This window comes from Flavobacterium columnare (assembly GCF_014844295.1).
GTDB classification, from domain to species: domain Bacteria; phylum Bacteroidota; class Bacteroidia; order Flavobacteriales; family Flavobacteriaceae; genus Flavobacterium; species Flavobacterium columnare.
Genome location: NZ_CP054494.1, coordinates 552,943 through 575,004 on the forward strand (window position 1 = coordinate 552,943; position 22,062 = coordinate 575,004).

Below are 22,062 nucleotides of genomic sequence, written 5' to 3' on the forward strand. Positions count from 1 at the left end.
TTAGTAAATCTACAATTTATTTTTCAGACTTCAAAAATTCAACACCAATGGCACATTGTAAACAACGATTAGCATCACAGTATTTCTTTTTTAACTGAATTAGGCCTTGTGATTGCATTGCATTTTTAGCTTTTACGCCATAATGTTCAAAATAATCTATTATTTTGTTTTTTTCAGGTCTGATTTTTTCGATTAGCATTAGATCTAGATCTATATCATTCTTATTTTTATATTGTGTATAAGCAAACCGAATGGGTAAGATAGCATTGACAAGTAATAATTCTACAAACATTCTGGATATTTTTTTTTCTTTATGATTCGATTTTTTTTGAAAGTTGTAATGGGATTCCCAATAATCGGAAACTCCAACTGAGAAAATTTTATAAAAATCTTCAACACTAGTTGCGTCTGTGGCTAACGTAAAAATATTTTTTTGAATATGATAAAGCATTGCTATTTGAGCAATACGAATCGTTGGAAAATTATCAGGACGTAATCTATAAAACTCAAAACGTTCTATATGATTTGGTTTTAGCCGATATTTGATTTTGATGTATTCATACAATTCTACTAGATCTTTCTCATAATTTTCTTGAGGCTCGAGTGGTAGAAGTCCTGCCATACCGAACAATAGGGCTTCTATATAGTTTAGATCAAAACTTTCTTTTTTAAGTATCGAAAAAGGAATCGTTCGAGCTAGACTCAAAAAAGCCTCTCCATTTACGTTTAACCCAAAGTTTTTAGTTAGGGTTATAAAAAAAACGGCTTCCCAATCGTAGTTTGTTTCTTCTAGTAGTTTTTTTATGGATTCATTTTTTAGTTCTAACCGTTCAAAATACAAACGTTCTACCCAATTAGAAATAATAAATTCAGGGATTTGGTTTAATTTTCCCTCACAATTTATCCATTTCTTTTTTATTTTTAGCTTTTCATATTGAGTAATTAATTCTTTTGGAACATAGTTTTGAAGTATTAAAACGGGAATTTCTGTATTGTCTTTTCTAAAAACAGATATATCATGTTCCCATACTATATGTAAAATACAATTGTCATATTGATCATTTAGGTGGTGGTGATGGTGGTACCAATCTGAAGTTTTTAAATGTATTTCTACATTTCCTGCCCATTTTTGACCATCAATTATCAGTTGAACATTAAAAAAGTCAGGACCTGATTGATTTAGTTGAACTCCTGAATGAAGCACTTGAAGATTTTCTCCTTGTGCGGTTTTTAAAGAGTGTAAAGGAAATTTTTTATTTTTCCATACATAATGTAAAAATTCTTCTTTCATGGTAAAGGCGTATAAAATTAATAAGGCGTACAAAAAGTCTTAACTATATTAGCTTTTTTTAGCAGTATAGGGTTTGACTTTATTTCTATCATAAATTTACAAAAAAAACCTAAAAAACTCATTATAAATGAATTAATTAGGTTTAACTGAATTTTATTATGTGAACTATGTAATTTAAATATCACATATTCTTTTGATTTTATATTTTATTATTTTATCGAATTAATGATATCATATTTTGTAATGATATGGTGTTTTCCTTCTCCTAAATCTACTAATACCGCTTGATTATCTTTAGTAATTAATTTAGAAACTTCGTCTATAGGGGTTCCTTTAGCTACTATTGGAAATGGCGCTCCCATTACCTCTTTAATTGGTTTTTCAGCAGTCTTTTTATCTGTTATATAGCTTTGAAAAAGGTCTGATTCATCAACAGATCCAACAAATCCATTTACATCAACAACTGGTATTTGAGAAATTTTATATTTACGCATTCTTTCTATGGCGTGTGAAACTAATTCTTCAGTACGGACAATAACAAGTGGCTTTTCGATATGGTCTTTTATTAAATCTTCTGCTTTGGTTAGTTCTTCTTCTAGAAAGCCTCGTTCGCGCATCCAATCATCATTAAACATTTTGCCTACATAACGACTTCCTGAATCGTGAAATAAAACGACTACTACATCATCTGGCTTAAATTCGTCTTTTAGTTGTAATAATCCTTTAATGGCTGCACCTGCTGAATTCCCAACAAATATCCCTTCTTCTAGGGCTATCTTACGTGTATAGACGGCAGCATCTTTGTCTGTAACTTTTGTAAAACCGTCTATAAGAGAAAAATCAACATTTTTGGGTAAAATATCTTCTCCAATGCCTTCTGTTATATAGGAATATATTTCATTTTCATCAAAAATACCGGTTTCATGGTATTTTTTAAATACAGAACCATAGGTATCAATTCCCCAAATTTTAACATTTGGATTTTTCTCTTTTAAGTATTTAGCAACTCCTGATATAGTTCCTCCTGTACCCACACCTACTACAAAATGTGTAATTTTCCCTTCTGTTTGTTCCCAAATTTCAGGTCCTGTTTGTTCGTAATGGGCTAGTGCATTACTTGGGTTATCGTATTGGTTTACATACCACGCATTAGGTGTTTCTTCTGCTAAACGTTTTGAAACAGAGTAATACGAACGAGGATCTGTAGGTTCAACATCTGTTGGACAAACCACTACTTTTGCTCCTACTGCTCTTAGTATATCACATTTTTCTTTTGATTGTTTATCTGAAATTACACAGATTAGTTTATAGCCTTTAATAATGGCGCCTAAAGCTAGTCCCATTCCTGTATTTCCAGAAGTCCCTTCAATAATAGTTCCTCCAGGTTTTAAACGACCATCCGCTTCTGCATCTTCAATCATTTTGATAGCCATACGGTCTTTTACAGAATTACCTGGATTAAAGGTTTCAACTTTTGCTAGAACCAATGCGTTAATCTCAGCCGTTACTTTATTCAACTTTACTAGAGGTGTATTACCAATTGTTTCTAGTATGTTCTTTGCGTATTGCATACTTTTATTTTTATAATGTTTTTCTTATTTTTAAACTATTCTTTACCAACCTCTTTGCAAAGGTATAAATATTCTGAATACAGATTTCAAATTTCAAGAGATTTGAAAGTGTAGCTTAATCTAATGATTTTCAGTATTAGAAATTCATGATTATTGAAAGAAATCCCACACTAATCCAAAACGCACTAGAAAGTCTTTATAAGGCTGACCTGGTGCTGCAAAAAAATCATTATTTCTGAAAGTAGTATTAAGATGTTCTGCTTTCAAAAAAATTCTTGTTTGACGTACTCTAGCATTAACAAAAAAATCAATTATAGGATGATTTCCTATCTGACTTTGATTTTGGGTATAAAAATCACCAATCAAAGGATTATAACCGTTAGCATAATAATTAGTAAAATACTGAAAGGTGATCCCTGTTTGTAAGAATAAAGCTTTTTTAAAATATTGATCTGAAAAATACAAACTATTGCGTGTCAAAAATTTGGGAACATTTAAAATTTGTTCTGTTTGGGCTACTTGTTGATATAAAATACTATTATCGAGTGACCACTTCCCAACCTTTAATTCTTTTTGTATTTTTACTGAAAAATAATTTATAGATCCTTTATATTGCTTAGGTGTTGTCAGCAATGTTTTTTGTGTTAAATCATCATTACTGAAATAAATATGATTATGAAGCAGTACAAACTGAGTTTCAACTGCTCCCCATTGTGTTTGGGCATTCAAATGAAATGAATTAATTTTTTCGTTATCAAATGAATTTTTCCAATTATATGTTACAAAATCACTTTGGTAAAGGGAGGAGGTTAAATCAGGCAATTTGCTTAAATTAGTGTATCTAGCTGAAAAACTATTTTTATCATTTAAAGTGTATTTTGTAAATATATCTATAGTAGAGTTTGTGTGTTTTGAAAAAGCTTTTGAAAAAAGGGCTTCTCCTCTCATCTTTTTTGTTAGATAAAAATATTTCCCTCCTATATTTTGAACTGAAAAATCATTTCGAGCTGGAACTTTTATTTGCTGGTTTTCAATCACTAAACGATTATACCCATAACGAAAACGATTGTCTTCAATAAACACATTAAACTTGCCTATTGAGGTGTTAAAAAAAGTAGCTCCTATTTTGTTATAAAGGACAGATGATTTAGTCAAATCTGAATAGTTAGAATTTTCATAGCCTAGACCAAAATAATCTGTTTTAGTAGTTTTTTCGAAACTAAAATTAAATATTTCGTACTTAAACTGATGTTCCAATAATATATTATTAGCTTTTTGACTACGATTTAAACGAAAATATTGATCTACGAAATAACGTTTTCCTTCAAAAAGGGATTTTGCCTCTTTTAGTTTTATATCTAATCTTGAACGTTGACTAAATTGAGGATCCCCAGAAATAAAATCGGTATCATTTAGAATTCCTCCATTTTCTTGATTGGTAAAATCTTGACTTGTAAAGTGTACATTAAATCCATAACGTTTACCGAGAGTTTGATAACTTGAAGTAAATCTAAAGTTTCCTGTACTTGATAATGAATTTAGATATTTCCCCAATGATCGTAATCCTTTGTAGGCTAATGAAAAATTAAGATTTTTAGAAGTATTTAATGTAATAAAAGCATCTATACTTTGTCCTTGTTCTAAAACAGTTTTAAAATACAATTCTGTCAAGGGAGTTGGTACATTATAATAGAAGATGTCTTCTGATTGCAGATAATTAAATTGTTTAGCATTAAAACCTATAGCGGGTAACGCATTAGGTGCTTTAAAACCATAGTTTAGAACAGTATATACATAACCATCATTAGCAAACGGCAACAAGCCGAAGTTATCTTTTCTGAGTAGATTAAACTTATAATCACTTTTTATTGTAAGTGAGGTATCAACAAAAGTAGTGTCTCTTTTTAGATTATAAATTTTATACCAGTTATGAGGGGCTTTAGGGTTTTCTTTTCGACCTTCTCGTAGGGATTTACGAACTGTGTCGTTTTTAATTTCAGACAAGTCATTTTGTCCAAATGTTGGTATAACAACTAAAGCAATAATTAAATAAAAAAAATACTTCATAGGTTTTTAATGAAGTACAAAAATAGGGAAAAGAGAAGAGATAAAAAAGCCCTCGCTGAGCGAGGGCTTTTTTATTAGTAACTAGGATTTTGAACTAAATTCTTATTTAAGTCCAATTCTCTTTGAGGAATTGGTAAAATCACTCTTGGTTTACCAGGGGCTGTTTCAGCTGGTGCTGGCACAGTTCCTGATAATCTTAGTTGCTTTCCATTACGTAATAAATCCATTCGTCTATGACCTTCAAAACAAAACTCAAAACGTCTTTCATTTATAATATCATCTAATGTTACAACTGTCAAATCAGGAAGATTTGCACGTCTTCTAATTTTATTAACATCATTAACTGGAGTGTCTCCTATTACTGTTCCTGCTCTTAAATTAGCTTCAGCTCTAATCAAATACATTTCAGAAATACGAATTACAGAATAATCTGACGACTGATTAAGTCCGTCATTATATTTCGTTGTGTAAAAAGGAACTCCTGTTTTTTCTACATCTCTTCTTTTTAATGTGTAACGTAAATCTCCTGAATTCGCAAAAGCGGCATTCAAATTTGCAGAAAAAGGACAATCTCCTCTTCCTCCATTAGCAGCTGAATTAGTTAGAGTTGAGAAACTAACTGATGGTCCATTTTCATTACTCCCCGACTGACTATCATTAGACAAACTAACTAAATTAAATATGTGCTCATAAGAATCCTTATTATCGTAAAATAAATAGTTTGTAGCTAATACAAACTCATTGTTCATTCCTATAACTTGATTTGCATAATCTGCTGCTTGGGAAAATTTATCTTGATATAAATAAACACGAGCCAATAAAGCCTTAGCAGCTCCTACATTAGCTCTTGCTCTATTAAAAGTTTTAATTTTACTAATTGCATCTAATAAGTCTGCTTCAATTTCAGCATATACTTGACCAATAGTAGCTCTAGGAGTATTTCTTATACCAATTTCGTCTACAGAGTTAATATGCTTAGTAATTAATGGAACAGACAAACCGTTAACTCCAGCTGTTTGAATTGGTTGTGCAAATAAGCAATTTAGTTGAAAATAAGCTAAAGCTCTCATAAACTTAGCCTCACCTACAGCCTCATCCCTTTCTTCTTTTGAAAAGTTAACATCTGGAGCTGAGTAAGCTTTATTAATCACCGTATTAGCCTGAGTTATTATCTCATAATGATCTTGCCATATTGAAGCAACGTTCCCATTTGTTGGTACAGTTGTATAATCTCTTATTTCTTGTAGCGTTGGAAAGGTACCTCTAAAACCAATATTATCTGACTGCCAGTCTCCTAACAATTGTGGAACCCCCCCAAAAGCACCTTCTTGTTGTGCTAATCCGTATAATCCTGTTACATAAGACTTCACTCCCAGTCCTGTAGTTAATACCACTTCACGAGAAGATTCATCCTGTGCTTTAACATCTAAATCCGTTTGACAACCAATTGCAAATGTTAGAAAAAGTGTTGATATATATATATATTTCATATTTAAAAGCTTAAAAAGTTAAACGTGTACCAAACAAAAACGTTTTAGTTTGAGGGGCAGTAAAAAATGTTTCACCTTGGATACCAGCAGAAATCGAATTAGACACCTCTGGATCAATACCTTCTAACTCTTTATTTTTCAATGTATATAAATTTTGTGCAGTTGCATAAATTCTTACAGATGATATAAAACTTTTACTAAACTTATTCATAGGAAAATTATACCCAAAAGTTACATTTTTCAATCTAGCAAAAGAACCATCCTTCAATTGTCTAGTTGAAGCATTTTGAACGGTTCTGAATGTAGGAGAAGTAGGATTTGGAGTAAATGCATCATCTCCAGATTTTTGCCACACATTACCTACAACTTCTCTATGATTGTAAGAGTACGTTGCACGATCAACAAAACGTAATCCGTCAACAAATATATCATTCCCGTAACTAAAGTTAACTAATGTAGATAAATCAAAGTTACCATACTTCAAATTATTAGACCATCCCCCTGTAAAATCAGGGTTTGCATCTCCAACAATTCTTCTATTTGCTGTAGAATAAGTAGTAGTTGGATTATCATTTATATCTAACCATTCAGCATGTCCCGTTTCTTTATTAACTCCTAAATAAGGCACTAAGTAAAAAGTATTGGCAGAATATCCTTCGATTGCTCTTTGATAAGTAGATCCTCCTATAAATTTATTTCCTTGCGCATCCACAGAAGCATCAGAATTTAGTTCTAATATTTTATTTCTATTAAAGTTAAAATTTAAATTTGTAGTCCATTTCAATTTTGAATCTCTTAAAACATCAAAATTAAAATCTAAATCTAAACCTCTGTTTTCCATTTTACCAGCATTGATCAAATAAGTTCTAACACCATCATTATCAGCTGTAGACAACAATTTATTTAACAATAAATCTGAAGTTACTTTTCTATAAACATCAACAGCAATTTTAACTCTATCGCTAAACATACCTAAATTCAATCCAAAATCAATAGATTCTGATCTTTCCCATTTTAAATTTGGATTACTAAATCTGTATAATGCTAAACCAGAAGTTTCATTATAATTTGGATAAACGCCACCATTAACACGCTCTCTCCAAACATAATCTCCAATTCTATCATTACCAGAAACTCCCATATTAGCTTTTAATTTTAATTCACTAATATATTTACTTTCTTTTAAGAAGTTTTCACTGGCAATATTCCAAGCTGCTCCAATTGCCCAAAAATTACCAAATCTATTATTAGATCCAAATCTAGAAGACCCATCTCTTCTAAAAGAAGCCTCTAATAAATATTTTGAATCATAATCAAGATTTAAACGTGAAAAATAACCATTTAATCTAGATTGAGCGTTAGTATTATCAGTAGTTGATTTTATAACTGCAGAAGTAACATTCAAGAAATCATCAGAAGCAAAAACTGTACCTGCTACGCTAATATCTCTTACTTCAGTATTTTCTGCAGTAAAACCTACTAAGGCATTTAAATTAATTTTTTCAGCTAACTTTTTATTAAAATTTAAAGTATTTGTAAAAACAGTCTTCTGCTGAACAGCTTGATAATCCGAAGCAGAACCACCTGCTTGATTAATATCTTTTTCACGTCTAAATTCCTCAATTGAAGATCTATCTAAACCAATTTCTACTCTATAGGTTAAAGGCTTAAATAATTTAAAATCTGCAAATACATTACCTGTTATACGATTCGTAATTAAGTCATTTATATCTAAAGCTTCTATTGCTACAACGTTAGCTATAAAACCTGTACGTTGAAAATTACCATTCGAATCGTAGGGTGTTACGTAAGGTTCTTGTAAAAAAGCAGATGTAAACGGAGCATTTACTGAATTTTCAGAAGCAACTCTATCTATTTTAGAAGTAGTTACCCCTAAATTCATTCCAACTTTTAGCCAAGAATTTGCCTCTGTATTAATATTAAGCCTTCCTGCAGATTTCTCTAATCCGTTACCAACAATAAAGCCCGATTGTTTAGCATAGCTCCCTCCTAAAAAATAAGTTGTTTTTTCAGAACCTCCTGAAACTGAAACATCCGAACCCATAGAAACACCTGTTCTCGAAACAGCATTTAACCAATCAAAATTAGTCTCCCCTATGTCATCAATCGAAACTCCTGAATTTGTTAACGCTTGAGGAAATTTAGCATTATATTCCTTATACTGAGACGCGTTCATCATTTTCATTGCATCTGTATAATTTGTAAAGGAAGTAGTAAAACCAACCGCAACTTTAGCATCTTGATTTCTCTTACCCATTTTTGTAGTAATAAGAATAACTCCATTTGACCCACGAGATCCATAAATTGAAGTTGCCGCAGCATCTTTTAATACAGACATACTCTCTATATCTGCAGGATTTAGGTCTGCAATTGGATTTAAAGCCTGACCTCCTTGAGCAGAAGTTAAATTAACATCATTCAATGGCACTCCATCAACAACATACAAAGGCCTAGCTCCTGCCGTAATAGAGGCAACACCTCTTACTTTTACAACGGGTGCAGAACCAATTACTCCTGAAGAAGAAACAACTTGAACACCTGAAGTTTGACCTTGAAGAACATCTTGAACTGAAGCAACAGGAACATCTTTAATTTTATCAGATCCTACAGTTACCACTGACTGAATCATTTTTTTCTTTTCTTGTTTAGCAAAACCTACAATAACAACATCTCCAAATTGTTTTGCATCACTTTGCATTACAGTATTCATTACATTAGAAGCACCCACCACTTTAGATACTTCTCTCATTCCCATAAATGAAAAAACTAAAGTTTCGCCTTCTTTTGCCTTAATACTATATTTACCGTCAAATCCGGATGAAACCCCACGTTGTGTACCTTTTACTACAACATTTACCCCTGGTAGTGGACCATTTGCGTCTGTAACCACCCCAGTTATTGCTTTCTCTTGAGCGAAAGAAAACTGCATTGTTAACGCTAACAGTAGCGTAAAAATCCATTTGAACTTTGATCTCATATTAATTTTATTTGAGTTAGTTATCCCGCAAACTTCTTAAATATTTCTTAATTTCCCAAATATTATCTATAGATATTCATTTTTTATAAATGTTAAACTTTATAAAGTACCTTTGCTGCTTCTATAATTTTTATAAAAACTTATTATTTACTTTTCAATAAACCTAAAAATTAAGCACTTTTTATTACTATACAAACTATGTTATCCTTAAAATTCAGCAATTACGCAATAGAAGTCGGATGTGACGAAGCCGGCAGGGGGTGCCTCGCAGGACCCGTTACAGCAGCCGCTATTATACTTCCAGAAAATTTTAATATTGATTCTTTAAACGATTCTAAACAATTATCTGAAAAAAAGAGGGATGTTTTAAGACCTACTATTGAAAATTTAGCATTGGGCTTTGCGGTAACGCATATTTTGAATGAAGAAATTGATGAAATCAATATTCTTAATGCTTCTATGAAGGCTATGCAGGAAAGCATTTTGAAGTTGAAGCAAAAACCCGATTTTATCATTATTGATGGAAACCGTCCTTTATTGGGAAAACTAGGAATCAAAACCCTAACTGGCTACAACTTAAAGCTTGAAGAAATAGCTTTTTTAAAATCCATCCCTAACGAAAGTATTATAAAAGGGGATAGTAAATACATGAATATAGCTGCTGCTTCTATCTTAGCTAAAACGCATAGAGACGAATATATGAATAAAATTCATGAAGAATTTCCAATGTATAATTGGAGTAAAAACAAGGGATATCCTACAAAAGATCACAGAGAAGCTATTGCTAAATATGGGGTCACAAAATACCACAGGAAGTCTTTTAAATTACTCCCTGAACAGTTTGTATTGGACTTATAAATAATTATTTTTTTAGACAAACAAAATCGTAGAAAACAAATTAAAGTTTCACGATTTTGTTTGTTATTCTGAGTCTATAACGATACTAAATCCGTATTAAACAAATCATTAAAATATTTTAATATTTTCTTTTTTACTTCTTCTTCATCTACTGGTCTTCCTAACTCAACATGAAGAGAGGTTACTGCCTTTCCTTTTATACCACAAGGAATAATATGATCAAAATACCCTAAATCAGCATTTACATTTAATGCAAAACCGTGCATGGTTACCCAACGAGAGGCACGAACCCCCATAGCGCATATTTTTCTAACAAAGGGAGTTCCTACTCCTATCCATACTCCTGTTTCTCCTTCACTTCGTTCGGATGCTATGCCATATTCAGCTAAAGTTTGAATAATAACTTCTTCTAGTAATCGCAAATATTTATGTATATCGGTAAAAAAGTTTTCTAAATCTAAAATTGGGTAACCTACAATTTGTCCTGGTCCATGATAGGTTATATCTCCTCCTCTGTTTATTTTATAAAACGTGGCTCCTTTTTCTTCTAATTGTTTTTCAGACAACAATAGATTTGATAAATCTCCACTTTTTCCTAAAGTATAAACATGAGGATGCTCTACAAACAAAAAATAATTATCTGTTTCTACTTTTGAATCGTCTCTCTTTAGCATTTTTTGGGCTACAATTTCAGCAAATAAGCTTTCTTGATAATCCCATGTCTTTTTATAATCTTGACATCCCAAATCTTGGAATTTTACTTTTCTACTCATTATTGTATTTAATTATAAATAATTTATTTGAATTGGACTTCTAAATTTAAACATTCTGGGGATTTCACTATTTCATCCCATTTAAATTCTATGGTTGCTATTTTTCTATCTTTAGAAAATACCGCGGATTTGTTTGATACGGTTTTAACTGCTTTAGGAAAATGGTATTTTACCACATATTTAGATGCTTCTAAAATCGTTTTATATTTCGCTAAGAAATTGGCATCTATTTTTTTTAAACGGTTGATTGGTAGTAATGGCTTTTCTAAAGAATTTTTTACCATCATACAAATAATTCATTTTAACTCCGTTTTCTAACAAAACACTTAAGTTCCCTATTCGTTGTATTTGTTGTATTTTACTGGATTTGGTCAATTTTTGAAAGCTTTCCATTCCTTCTATTAACTGTTGTAAATCTGTTACGGATTTAAAAAATGTTTCCAAAGAAAATAGCAATTGTTTTTCCTAAATTTGAACTATCTTTTGGCATCATAGCTATCAAACTAGAGCCATCTATAGCAAAAGCATATTTCCCTGATCCGTCTTGATTTATTTCTATTTCTTCTGTAAAAACACAACTTGTTAACACAACCAAGGGCAATAATAAACATAAAAAACGTTTCATCTCATTTTCTTTTTGCCAAAGATACAGATTCTAAAACTCTCAAAAAATCAATATTTTTCAAATAAATCACAAAAACAAATAATATAGTTATACAATACTTGAATTTTAAACTTTTAAAACTTTTAAACTTTTAAACTTATGGTTATCTTTGCTGTCTTTAAAAAAATAATGTTATGCAACTTTCAGAACAAGAAATCATCAGAAGAGAAAAGTTGACCAAGTTACGTGAACTTGGTATCAATCCGTATCCCGCTAATTTGTATCCAGTAGATCATACTTCGAAACAAATAAAGGAATCTTTTGAAGAAGGTAAGAAGGTTGTAGTAGCGGGTCGTTTGATGAGTAACCGCGACCAAGGAAAAGCTTGTTTTAGTGAAATTCAAGATAGCGAAGGACGTATTCAAGCATATTTTAACCGAGATATTATTTGCTCTGGAGAGGATAAAACCTTATACAATACAGTTTTTAGAAAGTTAGTGGATTTAGGCGATTTTATAGGAATAGAAGGTGAATTATTTACTACACAAGTAGGCGCACAATGTATTCGTGTAACGAACTTTACTTTTTTAAGTAAAACGTTACGTCCTTTACCAATGCCTAAAACAGACGAAACAGGTAAGGTTTTTGACGAATTCATAGATCCTGAACTACGTTACCGTATGCGTTATGTGGATTTGGTAGTAAATCCACAAGTAAAAGAGGTATTTGTAAAAAGAACGAAACTCTTTACTGCCATGCGTACATTTTTTAACAACGCTGGTTACATGGAAGTAGAAACACCTGTTTTACAGTCTATCCCCGGAGGAGCGGCAGCACGCCCATTTATTACACATCACAATAGTTTAGATATCCCTTTATATATGCGTATTGCTAATGAGTTGTATTTAAAGCGATTAATTGTAGGTGGATTTGACGGCGTATATGAGTTTTCTAAAAACTTCCGCAATGAAGGTATGGACAGGACTCATAATCCAGAATTTACCGCTATGGAAATTTATGTAGCGTATAAAGACTACAACTGGATGATGGCGTTTACTGAAAATTTATTAGAATACTGTGCATTACAAGTTAATGGTACTACGGAAGCTACTTTTGGTGAACATAAAGTAAATTTCAAGGCTCCTTACGCTCGTGTTACGATGACTGACGCGATCAAACAATTTACAGGTTTTGATATAACGGGTAAGACTGAAGAAGAATTACGTGAAGCAGCAAAATCTATGGGCATTGAGGTAAATGATACCATGGGTAAAGGAAAATTAATTGATGAAATATTTGGCGAAAAATGTGAAGGTAATTTCATTCAGCCGACTTTTATTACGGATTATCCAAAAGAAATGTCTCCTTTAACTAAAGAACACCGCAATAATCCTGAGTTAACGGAACGTTTTGAGTTAATGGTTTGTGGAAAAGAAATAGCCAATGCTTATTCAGAACTAAACGATCCTATTGACCAGCGAGAACGTTTTGTCGCGCAAATGGAGTTAGCCCAAAAAGGAGATGATGAAGCCAATGGAATTATTGATGAAGATTTTTTACGAGCTTTAGAATATGGAATGCCTCCTACTTCGGGATTAGGTATAGGTATGGATCGTTTAATTATGTTCTTAACCAATAATGCGTCTATTCAGGAGGTATTATTCTTCCCTCAAATGCGTCCAGAAGTAAAGCCATTAGCTATAAGTGATGATGCAAAGACTATCGTTGAATTACTAAAAGTTGAAGACAATCAAACTTTAGCTCTTTTAAAAGAAAAATCAGGCTTGAGTGGCAAAAAATGGGATGCTTCGATGAAAGAATTAACAAAAGCGGGCTTGACGAAAGTAGTCGTTGAGGGCGAAAGTAAAACGGTTGTTCTTTTATAATTAAACATTTCTTGTATTGCTGTATTTTATACAAATAGGCTGGCAAAAAAGTAAATCATATCGACCCTAAGGAGAAATCGCAAAAACTAATCCTGTGACTTCCCGTATGGTCGATGTGATAATTTGAATACTAAAACATTTCTTTTAAATCATTTTTTTATCTATTCCAGAAGGTTAGTTTTTTATAATCCTAAAAATTGCCGATTCCCCTTCGCTTATAACTTGTAATAAATAAACTCCTTTTTCAAATTTGCTACAATCCAATTCAAAATTTGCCTTTTGAACACGTAATTTCTGAATTTCTTTCCCATCTAATCCGTAGACATTTATTTGATCTATCGTTTTTTTATATTTTATTTTAAGATTTTCTTGAACGGGATTAGGACCATAAGAAAAACTTTCTAGATCAAATCCTTTCGTTGCTAAAACATTTGCACTCTGATAGTCTTGCATGGCGTTAGAAGCATCTTGAAAACAAGTAGTAGTATATTGTCCAGAATCTTCCGCAGCTATTTGATTAGGATTTAAACCTAATATTCCCAAATAATATTTATATAAATCAGAACGTAAAACTACTTTTACAGTAAAAGCAGCACTAGATGAACCTCTACATTCTAATCCCCCGTTAATAATGTTATTCGTATGAGCAAATCCTTTTAAATACATTTTGTTCATAGCATATTCTCCTATACTTGGCACCCAAAGATCGTGCATAACCTGATGACAAGAAGGTTTAGGCCATTGCGGCATCATCCAAAACCAAATAGCTGATTTAAAAGCTAAAACGCCATCTTGTTGTACTAAATCAGGATTATCTAATAACACATTTTTATCGTTGTATAAAAACTTACTAAATTGTCCATAATTATAATTCCATGACAATTGAATAGGTCCTCGTCCGTAATATCCTTTTGTAGGATTGGCGGGGTATTCTGTACTGGCTTGACTGTATGCTCCTGCTGAATTAGTTGTATTATACCCTAATTCATGTACAAAATACAATCCCCATTTAGCATAATCTCCTAAACTTCCTCCTCCTACTGGTGTTTGCCATCCGCCTGTGGTTTCTTTTGATATATTCGCTAAAAAGGCGCCTAATTCTCGGGTATTGTTTAAGGTGTTGGAGGTATTAACAAAATCTGCAAAATCAACATTAATGACGGTTTCAGCTGTTGTATTAGCATACCATGAAGGGTCTACTTGTGAATAATTATAGACTACTTGCGAAGATTTTTTAGTTATGGTTATGAGTTCTCCATATACACCTTGTTTTTTTCTAATTTTAACCCAATAATCAGCCATTTCGTTACGGGCTTGTATAAAATTATTATAGGAAAAAAAATCTGTGCTATATCCTTGTGGATGCCCAGAAGCTAATCCTGCTCGATTAGGAAATAACGATTCCCATTGGACGTTTGTTAACAAACTTTGTTTATCTGCTATACTTGACAATTTTTGTTGAGAATACAGCAATTGGAAAGGGGCAAAAACAATTGTTAAAAAACGGAATTTGAGTAATTTAAAATTCATAAATACAAAGATTGGTTAGTTTTATAAAACTAACCAATCTTGATTGTAATACAAAAATTTATTCTTTTTTAATTAATAATTTAATCCCTAAAAAAGTTAATATTAGCAATGTAATAGCTGCAAATGTCATGACTAAATCACGTATTGGTTTTCCTGCCCAATCCATCCATAAAAATTTATGAAGAATTGCAAATGAGTATCCTTCTGTTCTATCTGTTTTCTGTATCACCGAAGCAATTCTAGAAGTTGCTGTTTCTACGAAGTATGTTGTTTTTTCAGGAGTATTGTATGCTAATTTTACGACAGGTAATCGTTTATTTACAAAACCGTATTCCCTATTATCAAAATCAGTTAGAACTTTAATTTCTAGTAGTTCAACACTATCAATACCACACGTTTTAGTTTCTTCTGAGGTTTGATTTTCACAACAAGGAGCGTTTTCTACTGAAGGATTTTCAAAATAATGGGCTAAAAATTCCGCATATTTCAGATCTAGACCTTTGGCAAGAGTGTTAGATTGTGCATTTAGATATACAACATCTGCTACAGGAGCTAATTTCTTTTTTTCTTTTTTGGATTTATCTTGGTCAAAAGATTTAAAATTAGCTTGTAATTGGCAACGGTAATAAATTGTATCTTCAAATTGTATGAGGCTTACATTTTGAAGTTTTGTTTTATTAACGGCAATTTCTATTGGATTTATTTTTATTTTATTGCTATTCAAAACGGGTTCATATACCATATCTTGAACAGGCTTTGGATTCCACTTTTTTGTTAGATGGAATGCACCACTAAACGCAAATCCAATGGTCAGTAGAGAAAACCATATTCCTAATTTTCGATGGTGAATCCGGGTTTTGTTTTCCGATGAAATTTGTGTTTTTTTAAAAATTTTCCAAAAAAAACCGTATATAATAATTCCTGATAAAGCAGATGCGATAATGGTTCCTAGCAAAATAATCATAAGGATTATTCGTATTTCATTGGTCGTAATAGCATCTAAAAATGACCAATTATGGAAGGTATCAAAAAACCATATAAAAACTTGTCTAGAAAGCGGATTAAAGGTGGCTAATTTACTGGAGGTTGTTTCTACATATACTTGCATATTATCACTTCTATCAAAAGTAATTTTATAAACGGGTAAATAGCGATTTATATATTTGTATTGATGATCAAATTCTGTAAGGTATTCGACTTTTAAAATTTTACTTTGATAATCCTCTAAAAAATATTGTGCTAAATATTGTGCATATTTTTCATCTCCTTTTTCTATTTTTTTGCCATTGGTGGCACTAAAATAAACCAGCGAATTATCTATCAATTTTATCTGATAGAACCAATCATTATTCATTTCAATGAAACGAAAGTTTTTGAAGGTTTCAATTTTTTCTTTTCTCAAAATTTCTTTTAGAGAAACTTGTATTTTGGGTATGTTAATTACCTTTGGTTCAATCCATTCATTTTTTATCTGGGGTTTAAAAAAATGTGCCATAAATGGATGCGTAATTCCTGAAAAACACCACAATACAACAGGAATAAAGGTTATATAGGCTAGTAATTTATGTCCTTTATAAATACGCTTTTTTATTTTTTTCTTTATTTTTTGAATAATTGTTTTTATCATTATTGTATAGGGTTTCATGAGTTAAAACTCAAAGTATTATTAATGTATGGGATTAGAATTTTAGAAATTTTACATTTTTATTAAGTTTATAAGGATAGGTTGTATTGCACACCAAAAACAAAAGTTCTGGGTGCTGCTACTGTATAATTTGCGGAAGATTTTGATGAGTTTCCTCTAGATACATTGTAAGCATATAATTGATCTGTAAGATTTATTATATTTAAATAGGCTTCTATTCCTTTTATTTTGTAGCCTATTCTTCCATTGATTACGTTATATCCTTGGTATTTTGTTGTATTAATTTGATCTTGAAAAAAACTTGAAACGTACTGCCACTCTGCTGAGATCCTAAAATTTGGCAACTCTTTTGGATGGTAACTAAGTTCTGAATTAGCTATCCAACGTGGTGCTGAAGGCATTTCTTTCCCATTTAAATTTTTTATTCCTTCTAAAGATTTCTCTGGAAACTCAAATTCTACAAATTGATGTTCTGAGTAAGCACTTCCTATTCTGAGATTAATAGATTTTGAGATGCCATAATTTAATCCAAATTCTACTCCTTTGTGTAATGTTTTTCCCGCAGAGCGATAATCTGTTGAGTTATCTACTAAACGGGTGTTGATTAATTCGTTTTCCCCTTTCATATAGTACAAAGAATAATCTATTTTTAATTTGGAATTTATTAGGGATAACCAACCTCCTATTTCATAATTATAAAATAATGCAGACTTTAGATCGTAATTAAATTCAGCTGGAACTCCTGTTTTTCCTCCTGTACCTGCTTTGATTTCAAAAATAGTAGAAACACTAGGAGGCGAAAAACCTTGTAAGTAATTAGCATAAAAACCTGCTGTTTTTAATGGATTATAATTAATTCCTGCTTTAAAAGTGGATTGATTATAATCTTTTGTCCCATTTTTTTTACTAATATCATTATAATACTCTAAATTCATTTTATCATATCGTCCTCCTAATGTAAGAACGAGATTTTTTATAGGCACGGTTTTTATTTGTGTAAAAACTGCGTAATTGTAGATGGTTCCGTTGTATACTTTTAATCTAATATCTGGTCGTTCTGCAATAAAATCGTATTGCGAAACAATTGTTGTTCCTGGTTTTAGTATCGGTTGTAAATCCGTTCTATACGACTCATAATCAATAGGAGAACGATCTAACAAACCTCCTACTACTAGGGTTGTATTAAGCCAATTAAACTTTTGATTGTGTTGTGCTACAATACCATAACTGGTAAAATTATTAGAATTAATTTCTCCTGTAGCAGTTTTTTTATCTTCTGAAAGTCTAATAGCATACGATGGATTTTGACCCAATTCGTTCTCTCGCATAAAAGTTGTTAGAGAAGTCATAGTATTCTGATTCCAGTTTAGTTCATAGATTAATTTTGTCCGCAATGCTTTTGATTTTCGGTAAGCAAAATTAGTTTGGCTTTTATAGGTTCTCTCATAAAAATCTTGTTCATTTACACTTCCACTCATTTGGGTATAATATTCTCCATAAAAAACCGTAGCAATAAGTTTATGATTGGGATTAAAAGTATAATCAAATCGCCCGTTTATATTGTTTTTATCATAGTCTGAATAGGTCATCCAAGCATTTTTTTGAACGGATGATAAGCTGGCAATGTGGTATCCTAACCTACCTATAGTTCCTGAACCCATTGCTTGAAAGCGGTTGAAATGAAATTGATCGCCTTGATATCCTAATTTTAATTGTGGTTTATCAGACGGTTTTTTTGAAATAAAATTAACAGCTCCTCCTACGGCTTCTGGCCCATATAATGAGGAAACAGGACCTTTGACTACTTCTATGCTTTCAATGTTGAATTGATTGATTTCTAATAGTGCATTGTGGTTAAAAACACCTAAGGGACGAATAGGCAAACCGTCTTCTAGATATAAAAAATAAGCATTTGTTGTCATGGGTTGTCTGATAGACATGCTATGTTGTTCATTTCCTAAATTAGTCATTAAAACGCCTGCTGTTTTATTTACTAACTCATACACAGCTGTTGCTTTTGTTTCTGTAATTTGTTTTTCTGTGAGTTTAGAAATAGCAACAGGTGTTTCTGTTTTTTTAGTGTGTATTCTACTAGATGTTACAACTATTTCTTCTATCTGGTTGATTTTTGTTGTGTCTTGATTTTTCTTATTTTGTGCACATACACTCATAACTCCTAAAAGAGTAATGATCTTTATTTTTATTTTCATTGGAAGATTTTTGTTTTATAGCATACTATTCTTTTTATCCCCAGATTACGTATTAGAAATTTATTACAGATAAAATGATTTTGAATCTAAAAAGGTTCTTCTTCTTTTGTCCTGAATGTAGTAAAACTTCATTTGTGGAAAAACTTTGGGGTCTTTTTTATCTTCTTTACTCTTTTTATTTGCATCATAAAGTCGAATACATAATATGAAATGAATACTATGTTTTTTTTTAGACTAAGACATAAGATTATGAGGTTTGTTATCTAAAAAGAAATAACCTTGTTTGTTTTTATCTTTATTTGATAAATAGTTTTTGTAGAGGTCGTTTTTTTTGTATTCTCTAACAATATATTACTTGGTTTTTATTTTTAGATAATTATACCTATTATGCTAACTGACGAGGAAGGTTCAAAAAAAGGGTGTATGTCTAACTTTGTTCAGATTTTCTTTGGTTAAAAAAAAGGAACGAAAATTGGACAAAGCTAATAATATGTCTTCTTCTATTCTGAAATACAAATGAAGCTTTATTAAAAAATATTTTTTTTGAAAATCCTCTAAAATAAAGAAGGTGGGTGAAAAATGAGGTTTTCTTTTAAAAAGTTATATAGGTTGGTATATACAAAATGATTTTTTTGGAAATTAAAAATTTTGATGGGTATTAAACTCTCTAAAACGGGATAAAGAAACAAGGTTTCGTGTTCTACTTTTACTTGTTTTGTATCTTTTTGAAGTGGTTTTTCTTCTTCGGCTATTTTAGCCATTTGTTTTTGTAAATAACATTTACCATTGCATTTTAATTCAGGTTTATCATTGTTTTCACACAATACGTTGCTTATATAATCATAGTTTATAATATAAGAAACCATAGGTTCTACGGGACGTAGCAGAAATGATAAAACTAAGATTAGAAGGGTAAATTTCATTTAGGGTTTGTAAGTGATTTTTAAAATTATTTTTTAACGAATGTTGGATCACTTAATGTATTCATGAAGTGAATAAGATTTGTTTTTTCTTCTTCTGTTAATGCAATTTTGTTGTTTTTATTTTTAAGAATAGGATCTAAATTATCTGCATCTAAAACGCCTTTATCAAAATAATCTAATACTTCTTTTAATGAGGCAAACTGCCCAAAACTTCCGTAAGGAGCTGTATATTGTATGTTTCTTAAAGAGGGTACTCGAAAGGCTTGTATGTCTTCTTTTTTTCCTGTTACTCTTGCTCTTCCAACCTCATCTTTATCAGGATTTATAGGAAACCCTATATTTCGAAACGATTGATCTGTAAATAATTCTGTGGCATGGCAATTGGCACATTTTTGTTTAAACGTCTCATATCCTTTTTTTTCATTAGGAGTAAAATCTTGGTCTTTTTTCATGACTTGGTCATATTTACTATTAGAAGTGACTAAAGTGTATTCATATTGTGCAATGCTTTTAAATATTTTTTCTTGTGTTATTTTATCCTCTCCATACGTTTTTTTAAACAGTTCTTGGTACTCTTTGTCTCCTTGTATTTTTGTTATTATTTCTAGAATAGAAGACCCCATTTCTTCTTTCGTAATAATGGGTACGATAGGTTGGTGCTCTAATTCTAATTCGTTTCCATCCCACATATAAAAATTCATAAAGGCTAAATTTTGAATTGGAGGTGTATTACGTAATCCTACTCGTCCTAAAATTCCGATCGCTTTTGTTTTTTTATCTGTAAATGCATTTTCTTGAATGTGGCAACTTGCACATGAAATAGAGTTATTACTACTTAATCTTTTATCATTGAACAATTTTTCGCCTAACTGTACGCCGTATTTTGTGGGTTTGTTTTTAAGAAAAAAACCATTCAATAGAGGAAAATACTTAGGGGCTTCTATCAGAATTTCTGGATTATTAAATTCAGAAATAAATGTTGGTTCTACGTCTATTTCTTTGTCCTTAGAACAAGAGGATAAGGTAGACACTAGTATTAGAAGTAAAATATATGATTTCATTTTTTTATTTTTTTAACGGTAAATATCGTATGCTTTTATTTTTGGTATTTACTTCACGAACCTGAATTCATCATAGGTGTTCAATGAACTTCTTTACATACTCAAACCGTCATATCAAAATTACAAAAGAGGGAACTCAAAAAAACAATAGTTTCTTGTTTTTGACTATCGTATGAAACTATTACTCACGTTATTTTATTTCTCTTTATGAGTAAAACAAAACGTTTGTGTTTTTTTGAATCCCCCCATATTAATCTTTAATTTTGAACTTTACTAACAGAAAACATACCTGTAACATTTGTAGTACCGTTTCCTCCTATATTGTTTACAAAACGCATCATTTGTACAGCTGAATGAACACTTGGGGTTGCATTGTTATCATTTTTATCATTCGTTATCAGCGTTATTTTTTCTGTTCCGCTTAATAACTTATCAAAATCAGCATTTATAATAATTTTAGGGTTCATTTTATTCACAATTGCTTGTACTGGAAGATTCAAGGTAATATCTCTATAAGCATCTACTCCTTGAACAAAATTTTTGTTGGGATCTTTTTTTTCAGTACTTCCTGTATGAATTGAAAGAGGTTTGTTTTCATCACTATAATAACCTTCAATTTTCACAAAACGATAACCTGCTCCCCATTCCCACATCATTTGTGTTTTATTTTCTCCAGCGTTAGCAAAAAATTTAGGGAATTTTGTTTGATCTACTTTATTCAAATCACTTTTTACTCCTAAGCCAAATTTAATTTGTTTATAACTACCATAAGGGATTTTTGATAAAGTATAACTTAGTGTTTCAGGCTTTGATTGGTCTATTACAATAGCTCCTAAATCAAGATTTGATACGTTGTAAGGCACTTCTGTACCATCTTCTTTTATCAGTCTTATATTACTAACTACATACTTTAGTTCTTTAAAGAGGTGTTTTTGGTTGTTTACTGAAACGTTCGTTGTTACAGCGGTTGAAGTAGGTTCTCCAAGTACAATAGGGGTACTTTTGAAGGTGTTTTCAAAAACCAATGTTACATCATTAGCAAATGTGTTTGGCTCAAGTATTTTTTGATCTTCTTCTTTACTACAAGACAAAAATAAGAATGATGATATAGCTAATAAATAATATTTTTTTAAATTTTTCATAAATAATTAAAGT

16 protein-coding genes are annotated in these 22,062 nt (G+C 31.2%); 2 read left to right on the forward strand and 14 right to left on the reverse strand.

Features of this window, described 5'->3' with window-relative positions:
* Positions 1-16: 16 nt before the first annotated feature.
* The 5 genes from HUE53_RS02505 to HUE53_RS02525 all read right to left on the reverse strand — a co-directional run bounded on the left by HUE53_RS02505 (position 17) and on the right by HUE53_RS02525 (position 9,417).
* Complete coding sequence (locus tag HUE53_RS02505; RefSeq protein ID WP_192188678.1) at positions 17-1,291, reverse strand: DUF2851 family protein; 1,275 nt, start codon at positions 1,289-1,291, stop codon at positions 17-19.
* Between the two features lie 209 nt (positions 1,292-1,500).
* Positions 1,501-2,862, reverse strand: a complete 1,362-nt coding sequence (locus HUE53_RS02510) for a pyridoxal-phosphate dependent enzyme (RefSeq protein WP_065213120.1) — start codon at positions 2,860-2,862, stop codon at positions 1,501-1,503.
* Between the two features lie 150 nt (positions 2,863-3,012).
* The gene (locus HUE53_RS02515; protein ID WP_065213119.1) at positions 3,013-4,929 is read right to left on the reverse strand and encodes a putative porin; all 1,917 of its coding nucleotides are present in this window, start codon (positions 4,927-4,929) and stop codon (positions 3,013-3,015) included.
* Between the two features lie 74 nt (positions 4,930-5,003).
* Positions 5,004-6,419, reverse strand: coding sequence for a RagB/SusD family nutrient uptake outer membrane protein (locus tag HUE53_RS02520; RefSeq protein WP_065213118.1), 1,416 nt, complete (start codon positions 6,417-6,419; stop codon positions 5,004-5,006).
* A 10-nt stretch (positions 6,420-6,429) separates the two neighbouring features.
* On the reverse strand, positions 6,430-9,417 hold the full coding sequence (locus tag HUE53_RS02525) for a SusC/RagA family TonB-linked outer membrane protein (protein WP_077225853.1): 2,988 nt from the start codon (positions 9,415-9,417) through the stop codon (positions 6,430-6,432).
* 198 nt (positions 9,418-9,615) lie between these two features.
* Between HUE53_RS02525 and HUE53_RS02530 the strand changes: the two genes are divergently transcribed.
* Positions 9,616-10,275: a ribonuclease HII gene (locus tag HUE53_RS02530; RefSeq protein WP_014166180.1), complete on the forward strand. Its 660-nt coding sequence runs from the start codon at positions 9,616-9,618 to the stop codon at positions 10,273-10,275.
* A 74-nt stretch (positions 10,276-10,349) separates the two neighbouring features.
* On the opposite strand, the gene lipB is transcribed toward HUE53_RS02530, so the two are convergent.
* The 3 genes from lipB to HUE53_RS02545 form a co-directional block, all read right to left on the reverse strand.
* Positions 10,350-11,048 (reverse strand): lipoyl(octanoyl) transferase LipB, encoded by a 699-nt coding sequence (gene lipB / locus HUE53_RS02535; protein ID WP_192188679.1) that lies wholly within the window; start codon positions 11,046-11,048, stop codon positions 10,350-10,352.
* Positions 11,049-11,071: 23 nt separating this feature from the next.
* On the reverse strand, positions 11,072-11,335 hold the full coding sequence (locus tag HUE53_RS02540; protein WP_075348551.1) for a hypothetical protein: 264 nt from the start codon (positions 11,333-11,335) through the stop codon (positions 11,072-11,074).
* Positions 11,336-11,475: 140 nt separating this feature from the next.
* Positions 11,476-11,673, reverse strand: coding sequence for a hypothetical protein (locus HUE53_RS02545; RefSeq protein ID WP_065213116.1), 198 nt, complete (start codon positions 11,671-11,673; stop codon positions 11,476-11,478).
* Positions 11,674-11,846: 173 nt separating this feature from the next.
* Between HUE53_RS02545 and lysS the strand changes: the two genes are divergently transcribed.
* Positions 11,847-13,538, forward strand: a complete 1,692-nt coding sequence (lysS, locus tag HUE53_RS02550) for a lysine--tRNA ligase (protein WP_065213115.1) — start codon at positions 11,847-11,849, stop codon at positions 13,536-13,538.
* Between the two features lie 174 nt (positions 13,539-13,712).
* Here the strand turns inward: lysS and HUE53_RS02555 are convergent, their stop codons facing one another.
* The 6 genes from HUE53_RS02555 to HUE53_RS02580 form a co-directional block, all read right to left on the reverse strand.
* Complete coding sequence (locus HUE53_RS02555; protein ID WP_014166183.1) at positions 13,713-15,068, reverse strand: glycoside hydrolase family 19 protein; 1,356 nt, start codon at positions 15,066-15,068, stop codon at positions 13,713-13,715.
* Positions 15,069-15,126: 58 nt separating this feature from the next.
* A complete protein-coding gene (locus HUE53_RS02560; RefSeq protein WP_225556168.1) occupies positions 15,127-16,695 on the reverse strand; it encodes a PepSY domain-containing protein in 1,569 nt (522 codons plus the stop codon).
* Positions 16,696-16,781: 86 nt separating this feature from the next.
* Positions 16,782-18,923 carry a TonB-dependent receptor gene (locus HUE53_RS02565; RefSeq protein ID WP_192188681.1) on the reverse strand — a complete coding sequence of 714 codons (2,142 nt, stop codon included), beginning with the start codon at positions 18,921-18,923 and terminating at the stop codon, positions 16,782-16,784.
* A 554-nt stretch (positions 18,924-19,477) separates the two neighbouring features.
* Entirely contained in the window at positions 19,478-19,846 is a 369-nt protein-coding gene (locus HUE53_RS02570; protein WP_014166186.1) for a hypothetical protein, read from the reverse strand.
* A gap of 26 nt (positions 19,847-19,872) precedes the next feature.
* Positions 19,873-20,907: a cytochrome-c peroxidase gene (locus tag HUE53_RS02575; protein ID WP_192188682.1), complete on the reverse strand. Its 1,035-nt coding sequence runs from the start codon at positions 20,905-20,907 to the stop codon at positions 19,873-19,875.
* A gap of 257 nt (positions 20,908-21,164) precedes the next feature.
* Positions 21,165-22,049, reverse strand: a complete 885-nt coding sequence (locus HUE53_RS02580; RefSeq protein ID WP_065213111.1) for an MbnP family protein — start codon at positions 22,047-22,049, stop codon at positions 21,165-21,167.
* Between the last annotated feature and the right edge of the window lie 13 nt (positions 22,050-22,062).

Coding starts and splice junctions, on each gene's coding strand:
- HUE53_RS02505 (WP_192188678.1), bottom strand. CDS start 1,291: ATGAAAGAAGAATTTTTACATTATGTATGGAAAAATAAAAAATTTCCT.
- HUE53_RS02510 (WP_065213120.1), bottom strand. CDS start 2,862: ATGCAATACGCAAAGAACATACTAGAAACAATTGGTAATACACCTCTA.
- HUE53_RS02515 (WP_065213119.1), bottom strand. CDS start 4,929: ATGAAGTATTTTTTTTATTTAATTATTGCTTTAGTTGTTATACCAACA.
- HUE53_RS02520 (WP_065213118.1), bottom strand. CDS start 6,419: ATGAAATATATATATATATCAACACTTTTTCTAACATTTGCAATTGGT.
- HUE53_RS02525 (WP_077225853.1), bottom strand. CDS start 9,417: ATGAGATCAAAGTTCAAATGGATTTTTACGCTACTGTTAGCGTTAACA.
- HUE53_RS02530 (WP_014166180.1), top strand. CDS start 9,616: ATGTTATCCTTAAAATTCAGCAATTACGCAATAGAAGTCGGATGTGAC.
- lipB (WP_192188679.1), bottom strand. CDS start 11,048: ATGAGTAGAAAAGTAAAATTCCAAGATTTGGGATGTCAAGATTATAAA.
- HUE53_RS02540 (WP_075348551.1), bottom strand. CDS start 11,335: ATGATGGTAAAAAATTCTTTAGAAAAGCCATTACTACCAATCAACCGT.
- HUE53_RS02545 (WP_065213116.1), bottom strand. CDS start 11,673: ATGAAACGTTTTTTATGTTTATTATTGCCCTTGGTTGTGTTAACAAGT.
- lysS (WP_065213115.1), top strand. CDS start 11,847: ATGCAACTTTCAGAACAAGAAATCATCAGAAGAGAAAAGTTGACCAAG.
- HUE53_RS02555 (WP_014166183.1), bottom strand. CDS start 15,068: ATGAATTTTAAATTACTCAAATTCCGTTTTTTAACAATTGTTTTTGCC.
- HUE53_RS02560 (WP_225556168.1), bottom strand. CDS start 16,695: ATGATAAAAACAATTATTCAAAAAATAAAGAAAAAAATAAAAAAGCGT.
- HUE53_RS02565 (WP_192188681.1), bottom strand. CDS start 18,923: ATGAAAATAAAAATAAAGATCATTACTCTTTTAGGAGTTATGAGTGTA.
- HUE53_RS02570 (WP_014166186.1), bottom strand. CDS start 19,846: ATGAAATTTACCCTTCTAATCTTAGTTTTATCATTTCTGCTACGTCCC.
- HUE53_RS02575 (WP_192188682.1), bottom strand. CDS start 20,907: ATGAAATCATATATTTTACTTCTAATACTAGTGTCTACCTTATCCTCT.
- HUE53_RS02580 (WP_065213111.1), bottom strand. CDS start 22,049: ATGAAAAATTTAAAAAAATATTATTTATTAGCTATATCATCATTCTTA.